11 protein-coding genes are annotated in these 13952 nt (G+C 73.7%); 8 read left to right on the top strand and 3 right to left on the bottom strand.

All coding sequences use genetic code 11. From position 1 onward, the window contains the following. Positions 1-71: 71 nt before the first annotated feature. Positions 72-2882 (top strand): helicase-associated domain-containing protein, encoded by a 2811-nt coding sequence (locus ACPPVS_RS02235; RefSeq protein ID WP_426594343.1) that lies wholly within the window; start codon positions 72-74, stop codon positions 2880-2882. Positions 2883-2929: 47 nt separating this feature from the next. Continuing rightward, positions 2930-4588, top strand: a complete 1659-nt coding sequence (locus ACPPVS_RS02230) for a DNA repair helicase XPB (protein WP_426594342.1) — start codon at positions 2930-2932, stop codon at positions 4586-4588. A gap of 100 nt (positions 4589-4688) precedes the next feature. On the opposite strand, the gene ACPPVS_RS02225 is transcribed toward ACPPVS_RS02230, so the two are convergent. Further along, positions 4689-5462, bottom strand: a complete 774-nt coding sequence (locus ACPPVS_RS02225; protein ID WP_426594340.1) for a type 1 glutamine amidotransferase — start codon at positions 5460-5462, stop codon at positions 4689-4691. Between the two features lie 170 nt (positions 5463-5632). Here ACPPVS_RS02225 and ACPPVS_RS02220 point away from each other — a divergent pair, with 170 nt between their 5' ends. The 5 genes from ACPPVS_RS02220 (at position 5633) to ACPPVS_RS02200 (ending at position 9790) form a co-directional block, all read left to right on the top strand. After that, complete coding sequence (locus tag ACPPVS_RS02220; protein WP_426594339.1) at positions 5633-6391, top strand: response regulator transcription factor; 759 nt, start codon at positions 5633-5635, stop codon at positions 6389-6391. A gap of 107 nt (positions 6392-6498) precedes the next feature. Further along, complete coding sequence (locus ACPPVS_RS02215) at positions 6499-8196, top strand: sensor histidine kinase (RefSeq protein WP_426594338.1); 1698 nt, start codon at positions 6499-6501, stop codon at positions 8194-8196. 45 nt (positions 8197-8241) lie between these two features. Further along, positions 8242-8961: an HD domain-containing protein gene (locus ACPPVS_RS02210; RefSeq protein WP_426594337.1), complete on the top strand. Its 720-nt coding sequence runs from the start codon at positions 8242-8244 to the stop codon at positions 8959-8961. Between the two features lie 160 nt (positions 8962-9121). Further along, a complete protein-coding gene (locus tag ACPPVS_RS02205) occupies positions 9122-9412 on the top strand; it encodes a WXG100 family type VII secretion target (protein WP_426594336.1) in 291 nt (96 codons plus the stop codon). A 96-nt stretch (positions 9413-9508) separates the two neighbouring features. Continuing rightward, positions 9509-9790, top strand: a complete 282-nt coding sequence (locus tag ACPPVS_RS02200) for a DUF4031 domain-containing protein (protein WP_426594334.1) — start codon at positions 9509-9511, stop codon at positions 9788-9790. 10 nt (positions 9791-9800) lie between these two features. Here ACPPVS_RS02200 and atzF read toward each other — a convergent pair whose 3' ends face one another. Beyond that, on the bottom strand, positions 9801-11558 hold the full coding sequence (gene atzF / locus ACPPVS_RS02195) for an allophanate hydrolase (protein ID WP_426594333.1): 1758 nt from the start codon (positions 11556-11558) through the stop codon (positions 9801-9803). Positions 11559-11865: 307 nt separating this feature from the next. Beyond that, complete coding sequence (locus ACPPVS_RS02190; RefSeq protein ID WP_426594332.1) at positions 11866-12603, bottom strand: GntR family transcriptional regulator; 738 nt, start codon at positions 12601-12603, stop codon at positions 11866-11868. 117 nt (positions 12604-12720) lie between these two features. On the opposite strand from ACPPVS_RS02190, the gene ACPPVS_RS02185 reads away from it, so the two are divergent. Continuing rightward, the gene (locus tag ACPPVS_RS02185; RefSeq protein ID WP_426594331.1) at positions 12721-13947 is read left to right on the top strand and encodes a pyridoxal phosphate-dependent aminotransferase; all 1227 of its coding nucleotides are present in this window, start codon (positions 12721-12723) and stop codon (positions 13945-13947) included. The last annotated feature ends 5 nt before the right edge of the window (positions 13948-13952 follow it).

The following is a 13952-nucleotide window of genomic DNA, read 5'->3' as shown; positions in this document are numbered from 1 at the left end:
CGCGTTACCGCAGGGTAACCAGATCGCAGGAACCGACGTGGGCCGGGCCACACCCACGTATCGTTGACCGGATGTCCTCCTTCATCGGCTACCTGCGCGATCGCAGCGACGACGAGCTCGTCGTGCTGCTGCGCAGCAGGCCGGACCTGGCGTCGCCCTCACCGGCGACGCTGTCGTCGCTGGCGGTGCGGGCGACCAGTCGATCGAGCCTCGAACGCGCACTCGCCGGCTCCGACGCGAGCGTCCTGCAGGTGCTCGAGGCGGTCGCGGCGCTGAGCGACGGCGGCACCGTCCGCAGCGCCGACCTTCCGGCGGCCGTGGGCGCGACCGACGACGCGTCGGTGGCCGCCGTCGAGCGTGCGATGCACCTCGCCATCGCCGCTGCTCTGATCTACCCCGACGACGACCCCGCGACCGCCTCGACGGACACGGCGCACACGGTGGACACGCCGGACGCCTCACCGAGGGCCGGCGCCGCCGCACCCGCCGGAACAGCGACGGACCCAGGACTCGACGGCACCCGGTCCCCCGTCCTGCTCCCGTCGCCGGGGCTCGCGGAGATCCTCGGGCCCTACCCGGCCGGCCTGGCGAGCCCGGAGGCAGGGAACCGCCGGGCGGCGGTCGCGCCGATGGAGCAGCCGACTCCCGACGAGATCACCGCTCTCCTGGACGCCGCCCCGACCGGCGCCCGCCCCGTGCTCGACGCACTCCTGTGGGGCCCTCCCGTCGGCCTGGCTCCGTCCAACAACACGGCAGCCGCGGCGGCCGTCGACTGGCTGCTGCGGCGTCGCCTGCTCGCCCCCGGCGACGCCCGGCACGTCGTCCTGCCCCGCACCGTCGCCCTGACGCTGCGCGGCGGTCGCACGCACGCGTCGCCGGCGACCCCACCGACGGTCTCGACCGGTTCGCCGCACCGGCCGCCTGCGCTCGTGGCCGCCGAGTCGGCGTCGGCGGGCGAGCGGTCGGTGCTCCTCGTCGCGCGCCTGATCCGCCTGTGGGAGCAGAACCCGCCCAGCGTGCTGCGCGGCGGCGGCCTCGGGGTCCGCGAGCTGCGTCGGGCGGCGCAGCTCCTGGACGTCGACGAGTCGGAGGCCGCCTTCGTCATCGAGCTCGCCGGGGCGGCGGGGTTCCTGGCCGACGACGGCGAGGACGCCCCGACCTTCGCGCCGACCGTCGTCGTCGACGAGTGGTCGACCCGCGACGTCCCGGACCGTTGGGCCACCCTGGCCCGCACCTGGACGAGCATGCTGCGCACCCCGTGGCTCGTCGGCAGTCGCGACGACCGAGGCGGGGTGCGCGCGGCCCTCGACCCCGAGCTCCAGCGGACGTGGGCGCCGCGGCTTCGCCGGTCGGTGCTCGACGCGCTGGCGGCGACCGAACCGGGCACCGCCCTCGACCCGTCCAGCGTGCTGGCCGTCCTGCGCTGGCGCACCCCGCGCTCGGTGCCACCGCTCGCCGCGGTCGCGGCCGTCCTGCTCGAGGCCGGGCGCCTGGGCATCCTCGGGGCCGGCGCGCTGTCCGACGCCGGCCGCGCGCTGCTGGCCGAGTCAGGACTCCTCGTCGGGGCGCCGACAGCCACGCCGGACCCCGCGGACGCGCTCGCCGCCGCGCTGCCCCCGGCGGTCGACGAGATCCTGCTGCAGGGTGACCTGACCGGCGTCGTCCCCGGCCGCCCCAGCCCCGAGCTCGAGGACCTGCTGGACCGGAGCACCCACGTCGAGTCGCGCGGCGGGGCGCTCACGGTCCGCTTCACACCCGACTCGATCCGCCGGGCCCTGGACGCCGGCGCCACGGCCGACGGGCTGCTGGCCGAGCTCGCCGCCCACTCGCGGGGACCCGTGCCGCAGCCGCTCGAGTACCTGGTGCGCGACGCGGCGCGCCGGCACGGGCGCCTGCGCGCCGGCACGGCGTCGAGCTACCTGCGCGCCGACGACCCGGCCCTGCTGGCCGGCCTGGCGGAGGACAACCGGCTGGCGACGCTCGGGCTGGTGCAGCTGGCGCCCACCGTGCTGGCCTCGCAGGCACCGGCCCGCGAGCTCCTGGACGCTCTCCGCGCCCACGGGCTCGCCCCCGTCGCCGAGGGACCCGACGGCCAGGTGGTCCACGTGGCCGCCTCGGTCCGGCGGGTCGGGCGCCGCGGCGCGGCTGCCGCTGCCCGGCGTCGCGAAACACCCCCGGTCCGCGAGCAGGTCTCCGACGAGCGGCTGCTCGCGCTGGTACCCCAGCTGCGACGCGCCGAGGAGGAGCGACGCGTCGACGAGTCCGAGCGTCTGCCCGGCGCGCTCCTGCCCGCACCCCGGCCCGCCGGAGCGGGCACCGGCCCGGTGCGCAGCGGCACGACGGAAACCGGCCGTCCTGATGCGGGCGCGCCCAGCACGCAGCACGCAGCGGGCGCGGGCACCACGGACCCGGCCGCCGTCGACGACGCCGACACGCGTACCCCTACGGCTGTCGCGGGTGGGGCCTCCGACGCGCGGGACGTCGCGCCCGCCGCAGGGCCGTCGGCGTCGCTCCCGACCGACGACGAGCGCCCCGGCGCCCGACCTGCGGGAACAGAGGACCCCGTCGACGCGTTGGTGCTCCTGCGCGAGGCAGCAGCCGAGAAGGTCTCGGTCTGGGTCGAGCTCGTCGGATCCAACGGCGTCCCGGACCGCAGACTGCTCCGGCCGCTGAGGGTCGAGGGCGGTCGCTTGCGAGCCATCGACCCGGCGCGCGAGTCGGAGCTGACGGTCGCGGTGCACCGCATCGCCTCGGTCATGCGCGACGTCCCGACACCCGTAGCCCGAACCCCGCAGGACGACGACAGCACCGACGACAGCACCGACAGCCCCGCCGCCACCGACGAGTTCGACGACGCGGCCGAGCAGCTGACCGACCGCTGACGACGCAGCCGACGAACAGCCACACCGAACGCACCAAGGAGTCCCCTGTGACCGACGGCCCCCTGATCGTGCAGAGCGACAAGACGCTCCTGCTCGAGGTCGACCACGACCAGGCGGAGGCCTGCCGCCGCGCGATCGCCCCGTTCGCGGAGCTCGAGCGCGCCCCGGAGCACGTGCACACCTACCGCCTGACCCCCCTGGGCCTGTGGAACGCGCGCGCGGCGGGCCACGACGCCGAGCAGGTGGTCGATGTCCTGCTCGAGTACAGCCGCTACCCGGTCCCGCACGCGCTGCTGGTCGACGTCGCCGACACGATGTCGCGCTACGGCCGTCTCCAGCTGATCCAGGACCCCGTCCACGGCCTGGTCCTGCACGCCCTGGACCCGGCCGTCCTGGTCGAGGTCGTCCGGTCCAAGCGCACCGCGGGCCTGCTGGGCGCCCGCATCGACGCGACCGACGTCGTCGTGCACCCCTCCGAGCGCGGACACCTCAAGCAGGTGCTGCTCAAGCTGGGCTGGCCGGCCGAGGACCTCGCCGGCTACGTCGACGGCGAAGCGCACCAGATCGACCTGCTGGAGGACGGCTGGCACCTGCGGCCGTACCAGAAGCAGGCGGTCGACGGCTTCTTCCACGGCGGCTCGGGCGTCGTCGTGCTCCCCTGCGGCGCCGGCAAGACGCTCGTCGGCGCGGGAGCCATGGCCCGGTCGTCGACGACGACCCTGATCCTGGTGACCAACACCGTCAGCGCCCGGCAGTGGCGCGACGAGCTGGTCAAGCGCACCTCGCTCACCGAGGACGAGATCGGCGAGTACTCGGGCGCCCGCAAGGAGATCCGCCCGGTCACCATCGCGACGTACCAGGTGCTGACGACGAAGCGGAAGGGCGTGTACGCGCACCTCGAGCTGCTCGACGCCCGCGACTGGGGTCTCGTGGTCTACGACGAGGTCCACCTCCTCCCCGCCCCGATCTTCCGCATGACGGCCGACCTGCAGGCACGTCGCCGACTCGGCCTGACCGCCACGCTCGTGCGCGAGGACGGCCGCGAGGACGAGGTGTTCAGCCTCATCGGGCCCAAGCGGTTCGACGCGCCGTGGAAGGACATCGAGGCCCAGGGCTACATCGCCCCGGCGGACTGCGTGGAGGTGCGCCTGACGCTTCCCGACGCCGACCGCATGGCCTACGCGACCGCGGAGCCGGAGGAGAAGTACCGTCTGGCGGCGACCGCCAAGGGCAAGAACACCGTCGTCGAGCAGCTCGTCGCCAAGCACGAGGGCGAACCGACCTTGATCATCGGCCAGTACCTCGACCAGCTGCACCTCCTGTCCGAGCACCTGGACGCGGACCTGATCACCGGCGAGACGCGGGTCAGCGAGCGGCAGCGGCTGTTCGACGCCTTCCGCGCCGGCGAGATCACCAAGCTCGTGGTCAGCAAGGTCGCCAACTTCTCGATCGACCTGCCCGAGGCGGCCGTCGCCATCCAGGTGTCCGGTTCCTTCGGCTCCCGCCAGGAGGAGGCGCAGCGGCTCGGCCGGATCATGCGCCCCAAGGCGGACGGCCGCACCGCCCACTTCTACACGGTGGTCGCGCGGGACACGGTCGACCAGGACTTCGCGGCCCACCGCCAGCGGTTCCTGGCCGAGCAGGGCTACGCGTACTCGATCATCGACGCCGAGGACCTCGGACTGGACCCCGCCGAGCGCGACTGATCCCGGCTGGTCGATCGCGCACCGCCCCGCACGCACGATCCGGCAACGACGAAGCCCCGGAGGTTCGCCTCCGGGGCTTCGTCGTCGTCAAGGACGTGCGTCAGACCGGGAGCGACTCCGGCTCCTGCGCGACCGCGCGCACGTGCGCCGCGAACGACTCGGCGAGCGCACGACCGACCGTCGTGACCTCGTCGGCGCGCGCCGCGTACGCCGCCAGCACGGCGGCGGTATCGACGTCGTCGTACGCGTCCGCCCAGGCGCGCAGCGTCTCCGCCGACGCCTCGGGGTGGAACTGCACACCCCACGCAGACCCGACCCGGAAGGCCTGGTACGGGTACATCGGCGACGACGCGAGCCACACGGCGCCGCGCGGCAGGTCGACCACCGCGTCCGCGTGCATGCTCGGCTGCGGCGTGCGGTACCGGTCGTCGGCGAGCGCGGCGACGGGTCCGACGACGGCGTCGCCGGCCGCCTCGGGCCGCCAGCGCACGTCGGCGAGGCCGGCCTCACGACCGGGAGGCGCGGCCACCTGGACGCGACCGCCGCGGGCGACGGCGAGCAGCTGGGCGCCGAGGCAGATGCCGAGCGTCGGCACGCCGCGGGTGCTCGCGTCGGCGAGCAGGGCGCGGAGCTCGGGGAGCCAGGGCGCGACCGAGTCGGAGTGGGCGGACAGGTGGCCGCCGAGGACGACGAGGCCGTCGCCGACCTCGTCCGAGAGCGGGATCGTCTCACCCGCGAACGCCGCGACGATGCGCAGGTCGACGTCGCCGGGCTCGCCACCGAGCCAGTCGGCGAAGCGGTCGAGATGGACGTCGGGCGAACTCTGGATGACGGTGACGACCGGGCGAGGGGCACCGATGGAGGGGGATGTCACGCGCAGACGGTACCGCCCACAACGCCCGATCATGCAAGGCGCAGGACCCCGATCGTCCGGTACGTGGACAATCGTCCACGTCCGTCCGAGCAATCTGCACCTCGCGAGCACCGAAAGAACATTCGGCCTACATCCAGCCAACTCTCAGGGATTCGGGCCAGACTCGATGCATGCGTGCTGACTCCTCGAACTCCCCGGCCCGGCCCGGGACACAGGCTCCTCCCGAGGCGCGCCTGCTCGTCGTCGACGACGAGCCGAACATCCGCGAGCTGCTGGCCACGTCCCTGCGGTTCGCGGGCTTCGAGGTCCACGCCGCGGCCGACGGAGGTTCGGCGCTGCGCCTCGCGCGGGAGGTGGAGCCCGACCTCGTCGTGCTCGACGTGATGCTCCCCGACATGGACGGGTTCACCGTCACGCGACGCCTGCGCGAGAAGGGTCAGCACGTCCCCGTCCTGTTCCTCACCGCCCGCGACGACACCGCGGACAAGGTGCAGGGCCTGACGGTCGGCGGCGACGACTACGTGACCAAGCCGTTCAGCCTGGAGGAGGTGGTCGCCCGCATCCGCGCCGTCCTGCGCCGGACCCGACCCGAGCTCGACGACGACACGAGCGTGCTGCGGTACTCCGACCTCGAGCTCGACGAGGACTCGCACGAGGTGCTGCGCGCCGGGACGCTGATCGACCTGTCCCCCACCGAGTTCAAGCTCCTGCGCTACCTCATGCTCAACCCCGGCCGCGTGCTCTCGAAGTCGCAGATCCTCGACCACGTCTGGCAGTACGACTGGGGCGGCGACGCCAACATCGTCGAGTCGTACATCTCCTACCTGCGCCGCAAGGTCGACCAGGTCGACGGTCCCGACGGCACCCGCCTGCCCCCGCTCATCCACACCAAGCGCGGCGTCGGGTACCTGCTGCGCGAGTCGTCGTGAGCGGGCGCGAAGCGGTGACCGAGGCAACGTCGAGTCAGCCGTCGCCGAGTCAGGCTCCGTCGACCCCGGCGGCGTCGACCGACGACGCGTCGACCCGGCCTGCGCCGATGGCGGTCGCGCCGTCCCCGGTCGACCCCCCGGGGCCCCGGGCGGGCGGGTCGTCCCGGGCTCGCCGCTGGTGGGCCGCCGTTCGCCGGCGCTGGGCGGGCGTCCCGCTGGTCACCCGGCTCGTCGGCATCGTCACGGTCCTGCTCGCGCTCGGTCTGGTGCTGGCCGGCGCCACGAGCGCAGCCCTGCTCGAGGGCACGCTCACCAAGCAGGTCGACGCCAAGCTGGAGTCCGAGGGCAAGGGCCTGGCCGACAACACGCTCAGCCAGCTGCAGGGCTTCGGCGACAGCCTGACGCCCAGCGACTACTACGTCCGGGTGCAGGACGCCCAGGGCACCACCCTCGGCGGCAGCCTCTCTCGGTCCGCTGCGGTTCGGTACGGCATCCCCGAGGTTCCTGACCTGACCGCCCGGCAGGCCAGCGCCCGAGGCACCGAGCCGTTCACCGTCGGCTCGTCGGGCGCCGGCTCCCCCTGGCGCGTCGTCGCCTACCCGCTGACCAACGGCGGCTCGATCGTCGTCGCGCTCCCGATGGGAGACATCCACAAGACCGTCCAGCACATGAGCATCGTCCTCCTGATCAGCGGCATCGGGATCCTGCTGCTCGGCGCGGCCGCCGGGACCTGGGCCGTCCGACGCTCGCTCAAGCCGCTGCGCGAGATCGAGGTCACCGCCGCCACGATCGCCGCCGGTGACCTGTCGCGTCGCGTGCCCGCCTCCGACGAGCACACCGAGGTCGGCCGGCTGAGCGCCGCCCTGAACGGGATGCTCGCCCAGATCGAGCACGCGTTCGGCGTCCGGACCGCGTCCGAGGCCCGGATGCGGCGGTTCGTCGCGGACGCCTCGCACGAGCTGCGCACGCCCCTGGCCACGATCCGCGGCTACGGCGAGCTGTACCGGATGGGCGCACTGACCACGTCGGACCAGGTGGACGACACCATGCGACGGATCGAGTCGTCGGCCACCCGGATGGGCGCGCTCGTCGAGGACCTGCTCGCGCTCGCCCGGATGGACGACGGGCGCCCCATGCGCCTCGCGCCGGTCGACCTGACGGTCCTGGCAGCCGACGCCGTGAGCGACCTCCACGCCCTCGACCCGTCCCGGCCCGTGCGGCTCGAACCGCTGCGCGCGGGCGAGCCCGCGGGCGTCTGCGAGGTGCTCGGCGAGGAGTCGCGGCTGCGGCAGGTGCTCGCCAACCTCGTCGGCAACGCCGTGACCCACACTCCGCCCGGGACGGCGGTGGAGATCGCCGTCGGGCTGGATGGGAGTTCAGGGGTCATCGAGGTCCGCGACCACGGCCCGGGCATCGACCCCGAGCACGCCGCCCGCGTGTTCGAGCGGTTCTACCGCGTGGACGCGTCGCGCGGCCGGGACTCCGGCGGCGCGGGTCTGGGGATGGCGATCGTCGCGGCCATCGTCGACGCCCACCACGGCTCGGTCTCCCTCGCGCAGACACCCGGCGGGGGAACGACCGTCCGGGTCACGGTCCCGGTCCCGGGCCATCTGTCGGACGCCCCCGGCACCCCCGGCGCCCCGATCGCACGACCGAAGCCGTCGGCCGCTGCCGGATCGACGACGCCCGCCGGTGCCGCCCGTACCCCCGAGGCGCCATCGCGGTCATCCACCCCGTCATCCCCCGAGGCACCCGTCCCGTCCCCCGCCCGGGAAGCCGGTTCGGGCCGCGAGGCCCAGGTCTGAGGGCTACCATGACGGGTTCCTACCGTCGGCGTGAGGCTGAATTTCATGGGCGTCCATGACGCACCGCAGTGGCTGTTGTCCGCGTATGTACGCAGTGCCGTCGGGGCTGGCGCGACCGCCCCGACCGAGCAGATCCGCGATGCTGGACAGGCCCTCGTGGACCGCTGGGGCTCGCCCGGCAGGTCGTTCCACAACCTGAAGCACCTGGTCGACGTGCTGAGCCGGGTGGACGAGCTCGCCGAGGAGACGCACAAGCCCGACATCGTCCGGCTCGCCGCCTGGTACCACGGCGCGATCTTCGACGCCGCCGACCGCAAGGCCTACGCCAACCGCGGGGGCGAGGACGAGATCGCCAGCGCGAGCCTCGCCTTCGACGAGCTGACCGCCCTCGGTGTCCCGCAGGAGCGCGCCCAGCGGGTGCACGATCTCGTCGTCGCCCTCGTCCGGCACACGCCGAACCCGGCCGACTCCGACTGCGCCGTGCTCTGCGACGCCGACCTCGCGATGCTGGCCACCGAGCCGCAGAAGTACAAGTCGTACGTGCAGGACATCCGCACCGAGTACGCGCACCTGCCGATCGAGGACTACCTGCGCGCCCGTGTCCGCATCCTGCACAAGCTCCTGGCGCGACCGTCGCTGTTCGTCAGCCCGCTCGGTGCCGCCTGGGAGGAGCCCGCGCGGCAGAACCTGTCCGGCGAGCTCCAGCGGCTGGAGAAGGAGCTGAAGACCCTCGACGCGGCAGCGGCCGCATCGGCCGACGCCTGACCGAAGGGTCGATGTGACCCCAGCCCCGTCGCGGGCGCCGCAGTCGACGATGTTCGGCTCGAGGGTCCCGGCGCGGCTGCCGTCTTCGTAGCGTCTCCTCATCAGGTCGCCGGTCCTCGCCGTCCCGGCGAACGGCGGCGGCCACGACGATGGAGGTCCCGTGACCAGGTTCGAGGTCGACAGCGCGCAGGTGTCCCAGGCGGCAGCGAGCGTGCAGGCGCGCGCCGCGACGATCCGCTCGGAGGTGGCCGCGATGCACCGGCAGCTCGCCGAGCTGCAGGGCTCCTGGCGGGGTGCGGCGGCCACGGCCTTCAGCGGCGTGCTCGCCGACTGGTCCGGGACGGAGGCGCGGCTGGAGACGTCGCTCGACCAGATCGTCGCGGCCATGCACACCGCCGCCCGCGCCTACGCGGACGCCGAGACCCAGGCCAGCCGTCTGTTCAGCGCCTGACGGCGGCGCATCTCTCCGCCGCGACGCCGAGATCCGGGCCTGACATCGGTGCGCCACGGTGGCCCGCGTGCACTGCGCGGCCCTCGACGGGGCACCATGGCTCCCGTGATCCTCGTCGACCCGCCGATGTGGCCCAACCACGGGATGCTCTGGGGGCACCTGGTCAGCGACTCGTCGCTGACCGAGCTGCACGCCTTCGCTGCGCGTGCGGGCATCCCCGAGCGCGGGTTCGACCACGACCACTACGACGTGCCCGACCAGCGGATCGACGAGCTGGTCCGGCTCGGCGCCGAGCTGGTCAGTGCCAAGGAGCTGATCCGACGCCTCCGCGCCTCCGGCCTCCGCGTACCCGCCCGCGACCGCGGCCACCCGCACTGACTCGCGGGCGTCAGTGGTCGGCTTGGGCGGCCAGCCAGCCGCCCGCGGCCGTGATGTCGGTGCCGCCCGCGCCCGCCTCGACGGTGCAGCCGAACCCGACCACCCAGGTGCCGTCGGACAGCTCGACGGGGCCGAGGCTCATGGGCGCGGGCAGGTCGGCCAGGAACCGCCCGAGCGCGCCCGGCGACAACCGCCACACCTCGCCCGCGATCGATGCACCGTCGCCGGACCCGACGCGCAGCAGGCCGGGCTTGCGCGGTTGCGTGTCCAGGGCGACCAGCCGGTAGGCGTCCGACGTGCCGACGGACCGCTCGAACCTGCCGCCGAGCGCCTCGAGCTCCGGGTTGAGGGGCTGTCCGCGCAGGTGCGCCCCCACGACCAGCACCTCGACGCCCCCGGCGGAGATCAGCAGCCCGCCGGCCGTGCCGAGCAGCCGGGCGGCGAGGTCGACCGCGAGCTGGTCGTCGAACGCGCGGGCCAGCACGGTGACCCCGAACGGTCCGCCGTCCGCCGAGCCGGCCGGGATCGCCACCGCGGCCAGGTCGAGCAGGTTGACGAAGTTGGTGTAGGTGCCGAGCCGCCGGTTGATGGCCACCGGATCGGCCCGGACCGCCGCGATCGTCGGGTGCTCGGTGGTCGTCGGCAGCAGGAGCAGGTCGCTGCCGTCGAGCAGCTCGAGAGCCGCGACCCGGGCGGTCGCCACCCGGGCCCGGTCGGTGATGTAGGCGTCGGCGGTGATGTCGCGACCGGCCGCGATGATCGTCGCCACCGTCGGGTCGGCGTCGGCTGCATGCTCGAGGAACGAACCCACGGCCTCGTACCGTTCGGCGACGATCGCGCCGTCGTAGAGCAGCCGAGCCGCATCGAGCATGCCGGACAGGTCGACCGTGCGGGTCCGAGCCCCGGTCGCCCGGACGGCCGCGACAGCGTCGTCGAACGCGGCCCGCCAACCCGGCGAAAGCGGCGCCAGGTCATCGTCGCGCGGCACGGCGACCATGGGCGCCGCGCGCAGGCCCAGGCGGACGTCGGCGGGCCACGCGCGCCGCGCCGGATCGCCCGGGTCGGCGCCGGTCATCAACCGCGTCGCCAGCACCCCGAGGTCGAGGTCCCGCGTGAACGTGGTCACCACGTCGTAGCTGCGGCATGCCGGTACGACCCCCGTCGTCGGCACCAGCCCGACCGTCGTCTTGATGCCGACGATCCCGCCGAACGCGGCCGGCACCCGGCCCGACCCCGCCGTGTCGGTGCCGATGCCGATGTCCGCGATCCCGAGCGCGACCGCAACGGCCGACCCCGAGCTCGAACCGCCGGACACGCGCTCGGGCAGGGTGGCGTGCCGCACCGCGCCGTACGGGCTGCGGACACCCACCAGGCCGGTCGCGAACTGGTCCAGGTTGGTCTTCCCGAGCACCACAGCGCCCGCGTCGACCAGGGCCCGGACCGCCGGCGCGCTCACCGCCGCGGCTCCCGCACGTCCGGCGGGGCTGGTCGCGAACGACGGGCACCCGGCCGTCGTCGGCAGACCTCGCACGTCGACGTTGTCCTTGACGGCGAGGGTCAGGCCGGCCAACGGCAGCGCCGCGCCTGCCGCGACCTGCGCATCGACCGCACGCGCGGCCGCGACTGCCTCGCCGAGCGGGAGCAGCGTGATCCAGACCTCGGGCCGGTCCACCTCGTCGATGCGTGCGTAGGCGAGCCGGACCCTGACCTCGGCCGTTCCGGCCGGCGAGACGGTCGGCTCGTCGGGCAGCACCGTCGTCCCGGTCACGCAACCACCGCAACGCGTCCCGGCGCCGAGCCGTGTCCGGGCGTGACTGGTGCCGATCCGCGACCGTCGCCCCGGGCCGGCACCCCGGCGCAACCGCGCGTACCGCCGGCCGTCGGGACCTCGCGCATCATCGTCCCTCCGAGGTCGCCACCAGCCGGGCGGGCGCCGCGGCACCGACGTATACACCTCGGTATCCACACCGTAGGGAGCGCGTGTTTCCCGCCCTCGGTGTGCGGGTAAACGGCGCGTTACGCCTCCGCGACGTCCCCGCTCGTCGCGCTCGCAGACCGAGCCGACGCGACGACGGTCAGCCGGCCAGAGCCATCCGGGTCATCGCCGTCGTCGCCCGTTGCATGACCACCTCGAGGGACTCGCCGACGTGCTTGTGCAGAGCTGTGAGCGCCTCGGGCAGCTGCCGGTCGAGCACGAGCCGCACGATCGCCATGTGCTCGTCGATCGTCGCGACGATGCGGTCCTCGTCGACGAAGTCGTGCATGCGCACCGCACGGATCTTCTGGTTCACGGTGACCAGCGCGCCCGTGAGCTGGGTGTTGCCGGAGGCCCGCGAGAGCACCTGGTGGAACCGCTCGTCGAGGATGACGAAGCTGGGGTCCGGGTCCGGCGGAGCGTCCCGCAGGGGCTCCCACGTGGCCAGCTCGGAGCGCAGGAGCCGCTCGTCGTGCCGGACCTGCGGGTTCTCGATCGCCCGCGCGATCCCCCGCAGCTCCAGGGTGATGCGCAGCTCGTACAGGTTGCGCAGGTCTTCGAGGCTGGGCACGACGACCGCGTAGCCGAAGTCGGTGCGCTCGACGAGGCCGTCGGACAGCAGCCGCGACAGGGCCTCGCGCACCGGCGTCCGGGAGACCTCGAACGTCTTGCCGAGCTTCGGTTCGGTGAGTCGTTCGCGCGGCGAGACCCGGCCGTTCAGGATGTCGTCGCGGAGCTTGTGGTAGACGACGTCTCGCAGGGACGCGGACGCCGGCGGCGCCACCGCCGCAGTCGCGTACGACGCATCGTCCGACTGGGCCTCGCCCGGCACGTTCATGGTCCCCGAGGGTAGACCCCCGACGGATACAGCGCTGCAGACGTGACGGTATCCACAAGGCCACTGGTCCGCGGGTGGTCGTGCAGGCGGCCCACCCGCCCGGTCTACCCTCGGTACGTGGCCACCCTGCGCAAGCTCGACCAGTCGTCGAAGCTGAGGAACGTCCTGTACGAGATCCGCGGGTCCGCGCTCGACGAGGCGGCTCGCCTCGAGGCCGAGGGCCACACGGTCCTCAAGCTGCACACGGGCAACCCGGCGGCGTTCGGGTTCGAGGCGCCGCACCAGATCGTCCGGGACGTCATCGCCGCGATCCCGCACGCGCACGGCTACAGCGACTCGCGCGGCATCCTCAGCGCCCGGCGCGCCGTCGTGACCCGGTACGAGACCGAGCCGGGCTTCCCCCTGATCGACGTCGACGACGTCTACCTGGGCAACGGCGTCTCCGAGCTCATCACGATGGTGATGCAGGCACTCCTCGACGAGGGCGACGAGGTGCTCATCCCGTCGCCGGACTACCCGCTGTGGACGGCGATGACGTCGCTGTCCGACGGCAAGCCCGTGCACTACCGGTGCGACGAGGCGAACGGCTGGGAGCCCGACCTCGAGCACCTCGAGTCGCTCGTCTCGCCACGCACCAAGGCGCTCGTCGTCATCAACCCGAACAACCCGACGGGGGCCGTCTACTCGCGCGAGGTGCTCGAGGGCATCGCGGCGATCGCTCGTCGGCACAGCCTGCTCGTCCTGTCCGACGAGATCTACGACCGCATCCTGTTCGACGACGCGCAGCACATCCCGATGGCGACCGTGGCGCCCGACCTGCTGTGCCTGACGTTCAACGGCCTGTCCAAGACGTACCGGGTGGCCGGCTACCGCTCCGGCTGGATGGTGGTGACCGGTCCGCGCGACCACGCCAAGGGCTTCCTCGAGGGCATCACGCTGCTCGCGTCGACGCGGCTCTGCCCGAACGTCCCCGCGCAGCACGCGGTCCAGGCCGCCTTGGGCGGGGTGCAGAGCATCGACGGCCTGATCGCACCCGGCGGCCGCCTGCACGAGCAGCGCGACGTCGCCTACCGCGGGCTGACCTCGATCCCGGGCGTCACCTGCGTCCGGCCCGCCGGAGCGCTGTACCTCTTCCCGCGGCTCGACCCGGAGGTGCACGAGATCCACGACGACTCCCAGCTCGTCTACGACCTCCTGGTCAGCGAGCACATCCTGCTGGTGCAGGGCACGGGCTTCAACTGGCCCACCCCCGACCACCTGCGCATCGTCACCCTCCCCGAGGCGCGGGTGCTGGCCGAGGCCGTCGAGCGCATGGGCAACTTCCTGGCCAGCTACCGGCAGTAGCCGGT

The sequence above is a fragment of the Cellulomonas sp. McL0617 genome, from assembly GCF_049994875.1.
GTDB lineage: Bacteria > Actinomycetota > Actinomycetes > Actinomycetales > Cellulomonadaceae > Cellulomonas.
The sequence above is the reverse complement of the archived record's forward strand: the minus strand, read 5'-3'. Positions and strand labels throughout refer to the sequence as shown.

Bases quoted from the DNA above. Each gene is read 5' to 3' on its own strand.
- ACPPVS_RS02235 (WP_426594343.1), top strand. From the start codon at position 72: ATGTCCTCCTTCATCGGCTACCTGCGCGATCGCAGCGACGACGAGCTC.
- ACPPVS_RS02220 (WP_426594339.1), top strand. From the start codon at position 5,633: ATGCGTGCTGACTCCTCGAACTCCCCGGCCCGGCCCGGGACACAGGCT.
- ACPPVS_RS02210 (WP_426594337.1), top strand. From the start codon at position 8,242: ATGGGCGTCCATGACGCACCGCAGTGGCTGTTGTCCGCGTATGTACGC.
- ACPPVS_RS02190 (WP_426594332.1), bottom strand. From the start codon at position 12,603: ATGAACGTGCCGGGCGAGGCCCAGTCGGACGATGCGTCGTACGCGACT.
- ACPPVS_RS02215 (WP_426594338.1), top strand. From the start codon at position 6,499: ATGGCGGTCGCGCCGTCCCCGGTCGACCCCCCGGGGCCCCGGGCGGGC.
- ACPPVS_RS02200 (WP_426594334.1), top strand. From the start codon at position 9,509: ATGGCTCCCGTGATCCTCGTCGACCCGCCGATGTGGCCCAACCACGGG.